The organism is Burkholderia sp. Ac-20392, assembly GCF_017104585.1.
Classification (GTDB): Bacteria; Pseudomonadota; Gammaproteobacteria; order Burkholderiales; family Burkholderiaceae; genus Burkholderia; species Burkholderia lata.
The window spans coordinates 1-6,447 of record NZ_JAAGPB010000478.1; the positions used below are offsets into that span (position 1 = coordinate 1).

The following is a 6,447-nucleotide window of genomic DNA, read 5'->3' on the forward strand; positions in this document are numbered from 1 at the left end:
AGCGCCCGGCGCCTGGCGCGTGCAGATCGCTACGCCCGACGGGCCGCGGAGCGTCGACGCGCACGTGCTGCTCGATGCACAGGGCCGGCAGAGCCGGCGCGAGCCGCAGCGCTTGCACGCGCGTCGGCTGTCCACGGTATGGGCCGAAGCCGCGATGGAAACACCGGCTGCGCAGGCCGATGCCGCCACGCGCGTGGAAGCGCTCGATGACGGATGGATGTGGGGCGCTGCGCTGCCGGGCGGCCGTTATCGCGTCATGTTCACGTTCGATCCCTCCGCGCGGGACGAGGCGCTCGAACGCGAGCCGGCGTCGGTCTTGCGCAACGCCTGCACGCGAAGCGCCTTGTTCAAGGACATGGCAGGTGTGCGTTGGTGCGATTCGCCGCGCATGTGCGTATCGACGCCCTACGTCGACGCGCTCGCCTGGCAGGACGGACGCATCAAGCTCGGCGACGCGGCCTTCGCGCTCGACCCGATCTCGTCCTCGGGCGTCGAGAAGGCGATGCGCTTCTCGCTCCAGGCCGCTCTCGCGATCAACACGTGGTGCCGGGCAAGCGATGCCTCGGAGCGCGAACTGGCGCAGCGCTTTTACGAATCGCGCCTGATCGAAGGCGCGGCGCGTCACCTCGCATGGACCGCCGGGTACTACCGTCAGGCATGGTGCGCCGAAGCGCCTTTCTGGCGCCTGCGCTCGACGCCTGCATTGACGTCCGATACGGTTGCGACATCCTCGCCCGGCGACGAAATCGCGGCGCGCGTAGACCTCATGACGCACGCGCTGCAAGCCGAATGGGCGCGCGTGCCGTCGGACCCGCCGCAGCCCGGCGAGCCCGCGCCTCCGTTGCCCTTGCACAGTCCGATCCGCTTCGCCCGCAATACCGGCATCGTCGTGTTGCCTTGCGCGACCGGCGACCGCGTCACCGCGCATCCTGCCTTGCAGCATCCGAGTCTTGATCGACCCGTCGCGTTCTGGAATGGCGTGGCGCTGTTTCCGCTCCTCGACATGCTGACGCGGGCAACGCATCCGCTCGAGTTGATTGCGTTTCTCGGCAGGTCGATGGAAGCGGCCAGCGCGCAACAGTTGCTCGAATGGCTGTGGAGCAGGCAAATGATCGAGCCCGCTGTGTTCGGCGCGTGAATGCCTGTTATTGGGCGGCGCGAGCACACTCGCTTCGTGACCGCTTGTCCCGTCGTGCAGCGATATTTTCCGGAACATCGCTCGTCTGTTGCGGGAACGCGGTTTGAACGGCTGAGGTTTTCGGATGAACTGGCGAGCGCTCAGCACTGACTCAAGTGTGCTCGACGGAGCCATCGGGAGACAACCGCGGCTGCCAGGCGGTGGCCCAACATCACGGCGAGTTGACACGGTCTTCGCGACACATCTTTGCTTCGCAAACGGTGACGACTTTATTTCGGTTCACGTTTCGCCAATTCGATCAGACGCATTTCAATTAAACGCAGCAAGCATCGCAAATGGTTTCAAAAAAATTAACGATCATCGCCAAAAAATCAAATGGCTAAAATATAAAAATAGATGATCTTGATGTTGAGCGACATGCCGATCGGAACTGGCGAAATTTCGGGAAGGCACTATCATCCAATGTGTATGGTCGTGTCGTTCCATCAACCCGATCCGGAGTGAAATTAAAATCATGGCTCAGACATATGCTGTCGTGCGCGATTCTTCGAAGAATTTCTTTATTGCCGTCAAGAATACTAAGGGGTTCTTTTTTCATACCGACAACAACGGCAACGGTGTTATCTATCGGGATGGCACCGTGATCAAGAACGGCCCTGGAGAGTCCGCGCTTCCCGGCGGAGGGCTGGCAGCGAACACCGATCCGGCGATCGGCGCGGCAAATGAATTTCAGGAGGAGACCGGCGTCGAGCTTCGCAATTTCGACGGAAAGTTGATCCCGAAAGAGTGGCATGGCGTGACGGGCAAGTACGAGTATTACGGCGTCTACTACCAGTTCTCGAGCGCGGTATTCAACGATATCAGCAGCAGGGCAATTGCCAACCTCAGGACGGGCGCCGACGCAGCTGCCGCTATTAGTAATGGGAAAATCAAAACCTACAAGGATATTTTCAAAACGTATCCAAATTGCCCGGGAGACAATGAACTTGCAACCGGCTCGGTCTGGAATCTCGATAGGGACTGGAGCAGGATTCAAGCATTGAACAACAGCCAAAGCACCAGCTGGTTCTACGAAATTCTCAAGAATCTCAAGAATAATATCTGATCAGGACGATTTCCCGGCTGGAACGAGCGAGTAAGCCGCATCGTGGCGACATGCTCCGCGTGTCGTCCCGATGTGCGGCGTCCACCTCATGGCAGGTGCACTGTCCGGTCGGAATCGGCGCGCATTCGCGCAGTGCCGCCGCGAATGCGTATCACGCACACGGTGTCGGACGCAGCCTTCCATCGAATTGGCGCTTTCCGGCAGGTTCGCTTGATTGACGATGCTGTCGAGCAGGAAATCCGATCTGTTTCAACGCTTCAAGAACGTGTTCCACCATCCCTGAGTCGCGCCACGGCGCGCGTCGAACCGTCGAAAGGGCCCGCAGCAGTCAGGCAACTGTGTCAGGCCGGCCGAGGTGTACGTCGTGTGGTCGGATCGTTTCACGTCGACGAACCCATGCCACCGGTATAACTCCGAGCGTTGAATCGCCACGCATGCAGGACGCGTCGAAATTCTGGATGCTCAATCGGATAAGGCACAATACAACCGGAATCGGTGATCTGAAAAGGCCCACGCTTGCGTGTGCCGAATCAAGCACGGCGGAAGCGCCCGCTATTTCTCGAAACAGAGGATGGAAAATCCTCCGTTCGGTGGAATGCAGGATTGAGGCGGCGCGACGACCGACGGCGGGGAGCTCGACGGCTGCCGTGCAGGTTCCGGTTTCGACGAATCAGGCGTCGTCACCCGTTTCGAATCGATCGGTTCGAAGGGTAAATGCCAATGCAGCTATTTCAACTACATGGAGATAAGAATGAAGAGGATCATGATCGGACTGGTTGCACTTGCCATGTCCGCAACCGGGTTTGCCAAGGAATGGACGACGATTCGCATTGGCGTCGACCCGTCTTATCCTCCGTTTGAATACAAGAAACCGTCCGGCGAATTGACTGGCTTCGGCGTGGATCTCGGCAACGAAGTGTGCAGGCGCCTCAACGCGAAATGCCTCTGGGTCGAAAATGCATTTGACGGCATGATTCCCGGCCTGAAGGCGCGGAAATTCGACGCGGTCCTGTCGTCGATGTCGATGACGCCTGCGCGATTGAAGCAAATCGATTTCTCGAACAAGACGGCGCACGCACCGACGTTTCTTGTCGCGAAAAAGGGCTCGGGTATCCAGCCGACGCCGGCATCGCTCAACGGTAAAGCCATCGGCGTGCTGCAAGGCTCGATGCAGGAGACGTATGCGAAAGCGCATTGGGAAGGTAGCGGCGCGCGCATCCTGTCGTATCAGAACCAGGATCAGGTGTATGCCGACCTGACCAACGGCCGGCTCGATGCGGCGTTGCAAAACGGCGTGCAAGCATCGCGCGGCTTCTTGAATACGCCGCAAGGCAAGGACTACGCGTTCGCGGGCGGCGAGCTGAACGATCCGAAGATTTTCGGACCGGGTCAGGGCATCGGCATTCGCAAGGACGACACGGACCTGAAGGACAAGATCAACACGGCGCTCGCCGCGATCCGTGCCGACGGGACGTATGACAAGATCGCCAGTCGCTATTTCAATTTCGACATCTACGGCAATTGAGCGCATGCGTGTCCTGCTCGTCGCACCGGGTGACGGGCGCGTGACGTACCTGGCGCGGCGGAACGAGGCATGACGATGTGTCCGCCGCGTCGAAGCACGTGTGAAGGGGGCGGTCTGGAGGTCGCACATCATCGTCGTCGCGTGAGGCGACCTGACGAGCCTCAATACCTGGCGACCATCGCGGTGGCGTTCGCGTGGCGCGGCACGCGTCACCCGCCAACGCCAGACGGCGGCGCCTGCCATTGCCGCACATGATCGATCAACGCCCGCAGCTTCGGCACCATGTTGCGCCGCTGCGGAAAGTAGAGAAAGAAGCCCGGGAACGGTGGCAGGAAATCATCGAGCAGCGGCACGAGCGAGCCGTCGTCGAAATGCGCGCGCAGGCAGTCCTTGGGCGCGAACATGATGCCGGCGCCGGCCAGCGCGAGACGCAGCATCACGCGTGAATCTTTCGTCGTCAGTTGCGGCTCGACTGCGACGTCGAACGGGCGGCCGTTTTACACGAACTTCAACGCCAGCGCCTCGGCCCCGCGGGACGGGGCGGCGAGGCGGCGCGTCGCGTGACGCATCGAATGCGTCATTCGTGCGTCGTGCGCGTCGGAGAAGGCAGCGTCGCGAAATCCTGATGCAGGCTCGCCGACGCGGCCACGGAGATTTCCGGACGCGGATCTTTCCGGGCCGTCTCGAAATCGCGCGCGGGCCCGACGGTCATCGAAGCCACGGCGTTGATCGCCGAACCGGCTGCGGTCATCGCGGCGTCGCGATACTCTCCTTGCCGAAAATGCTCGACCGCGTCCTTGCCGAACGACTTGCTTTCGTTCATGTGCGCGCCCGTATGCGTCTGCGTGCCTTTCGAGAGGCCGTCGAGATTGCCCACCACGCTATTGTGCGAGCCTTCCGTGATGCCGTACTGGCCGTGCTGCAGCACCGAGCTGACCCCGAACACGGCCGCCGAATAGTACGTCGCGTCCGGTTGCTCCATATGGCTGGCCGCCTGTTGCGTGACGTCGTTGCGGCGTGTATGCGGCGTCGACAGATTGTTCAGTGCGTTCAGCGTCGCGCTGCCCGTCGGTCGATCGTTCGAACGCCGGGTCGATTGCGAATCGTTGCTCGACGAAGGGGTTATGGTTTGCTTGTCGACAGGCGCGGTGCTGCCGCCGGTGATTTTTGTCATGGTCGGTACCTTTTATCAAGAGGAGGAGAGTGCGTCGGGCGCCATGGCGCTCGACGGCAAAATCGACGGGCCGCTCCGCCGTCGGAATCGCATGACGGTAGCTGCCGATCGATGAAGGGATGATGCGCGTTGCGGCGGGCGTGGCAGCTGGATACGCGAAGCGAGCGGCGCGAAAGCGAAACGTCGAGAGCGTGGATCGGAATCGGGTGGGCGCGAGTCGATCGCGTCGCTCAGCGTGTGCTTGTTCCACGATGTCGACGCATCCATCGCATCAATGCCCGCGTGGAACTGCCCCGAACGTCCGCTATCTCGATGGCGCTCGCCGTGCGAAAGCAGTCGCCCCGCCTATCGGCCGGCCAGTTGCTTCACCTGCTGCGCGAGCCCCGCCAGCGAAATCTGCCCGCGCATCTCGCTCACGAAACTCCCCGCCAGCACCGCGACGATCAGCACGGCGATCACGCCCTTGAGCGGCTGGCTGACCGACATCAGATCAAGCTTCTGCGCCGAGCGGGAGACGAACGCGAGGCCCAGATCGACGAGCAGCAGCATCGCCATCATCGGTGTCGCGATCCGCGCGACCATGTTCATCAGCATGTCGAGCCGCGCCTGCGCGAACATTTCGAGCAGTGGCGCGGGAACCGGGTTGAATGAACCGAGCGGCCACCACGCATACGATTCGTACAGCGCGCCGAGCAGGAACGTCATGCCGCCCAGCATCCAGAACGACGCGATCGTCAGTTGCCCGAGCAGCGTCGCCATCAGAGACGTCTGCGTGCCCGAGCTCGGGTTCTGCATCTGCACGTTGTTGAAGCCGGCGACATCGTCGACGTAGGTGCCGATCGCCTCCGCGGCCCAGAACACCGTGGAGGCCGCGATGCCGAGCACGACCCCGATCACGGCTTCCTTCGCGCAAGCGATCACGAGGAACGCGCCGCGGAGCTGCGGGATCAGCACCTGCTGCCCACATGCGATGAAGAGGCACCAGATCGCGGCCGCGCCGCTGCGCAGCGGGCCTTTCAGCAGGTTGTCGGCGGTCGCGGGCAGGATCGTCATGATCACGAGAAGCCGCTCGCTCGACAGCACGAGCAGCACGATGAAGCCGATGAATTCGTCGCTCAGGTGCTGCAGAGGAAAGATGTCGTAGGTCGTCATGTGCATGTCCGGGGCACGTTCCTGAGATGTCGAGAATGCATTCGCAGAGCCGGCCGTCATTGGCGGGAACAGGATTCAGGTCGAGGCCCGCACGGCCGCGAGCCGGCGTGCGAGCACGCCTTCCTCGATCTCCTCGTCCTGTACGTCTTCGGCGGCTGCCTCGGCCGCGCACGCGAGCCGCCGGATCCGCTCGCGCACGACGCCGATCTGCTCCTCGTTCCGCGCGCTCCGGCGTCCGCTCGCCGCGAGCTTCCTGGTCTTGGCCTGCAGCGCCGCATGCAGCCGCGCGCCCTTCGAGCGCGGTGACGTTTGTTTGTCTGTGTTCACCTCGGCACGGCTCCCGACGGCCGCAA

General features: G+C 62.0%; 4 protein-coding genes and 3 pseudogenes. 3 read left to right on the top strand and 4 right to left on the bottom strand.

All coding sequences use genetic code 11. The annotated features are described in order from the left end of the window. The first annotated feature begins 19 nt into the window (after nt 1–19). From G3N99_RS32460 to G3N99_RS32470, 3 genes are all read left to right on the top strand, one after another. Entirely contained in the window at nt 20–1,138 is a 1,119-nt protein-coding gene (locus G3N99_RS32460) for a tryptophan 7-halogenase (protein WP_346778513.1), read from the top strand. A 514-nt stretch (nt 1,139–1,652) separates the two neighbouring features. Continuing rightward, entirely contained in the window at nt 1,653–2,243 is a 591-nt protein-coding gene (locus G3N99_RS32465) for an NUDIX hydrolase (protein ID WP_174943688.1), read from the top strand. A gap of 751 nt (nt 2,244–2,994) precedes the next feature. Beyond that, nucleotides 2,995–3,768 carry an ABC transporter substrate-binding protein gene (locus tag G3N99_RS32470; protein ID WP_174943685.1) on the top strand — a complete coding sequence of 258 codons (774 nt, stop codon included), beginning with the start codon at nt 2,995–2,997 and terminating at the stop codon, nt 3,766–3,768. A gap of 209 nt (nt 3,769–3,977) precedes the next feature. Here the strand turns inward: G3N99_RS32470 and G3N99_RS32475 are convergent. The 4 genes and pseudogenes from G3N99_RS32475 to G3N99_RS32490 all read right to left on the bottom strand — a co-directional run. Next, nucleotides 3,978–4,235: pseudogene (locus G3N99_RS32475) on the bottom strand (LysR substrate-binding domain-containing protein); the annotation flags it as partial. A 110-nt stretch (nt 4,236–4,345) separates the two neighbouring features. Continuing rightward, on the bottom strand, nt 4,346–4,942 hold the full coding sequence (locus tag G3N99_RS32480) for a hypothetical protein (protein WP_206124419.1): 597 nt from the start codon (nt 4,940–4,942) through the stop codon (nt 4,346–4,348). Between the two features lie 348 nt (nt 4,943–5,290). Then, a pseudogene (gene sctT / locus G3N99_RS32485) lies at nt 5,291–6,094 on the bottom strand (type III secretion system export apparatus subunit SctT); the annotation flags it as partial. A 75-nt stretch (nt 6,095–6,169) separates the two neighbouring features. After that, nucleotides 6,170–6,447 (bottom strand): annotated as a pseudogene (locus G3N99_RS32490) (type III secretion protein HrpB7); the annotation flags it as partial.

Excerpts from the sequence above, each read along its gene's own strand:
- G3N99_RS32480 (WP_206124419.1), bottom strand. The coding sequence starts at position 4,942 with ATGACAAAAATCACCGGCGGCAGCACCGCGCCTGTCGACAAGCAAACC.
- G3N99_RS32470 (WP_174943685.1), top strand. The coding sequence starts at position 2,995 with ATGAAGAGGATCATGATCGGACTGGTTGCACTTGCCATGTCCGCAACC.
- G3N99_RS32465 (WP_174943688.1), top strand. The coding sequence starts at position 1,653 with ATGGCTCAGACATATGCTGTCGTGCGCGATTCTTCGAAGAATTTCTTT.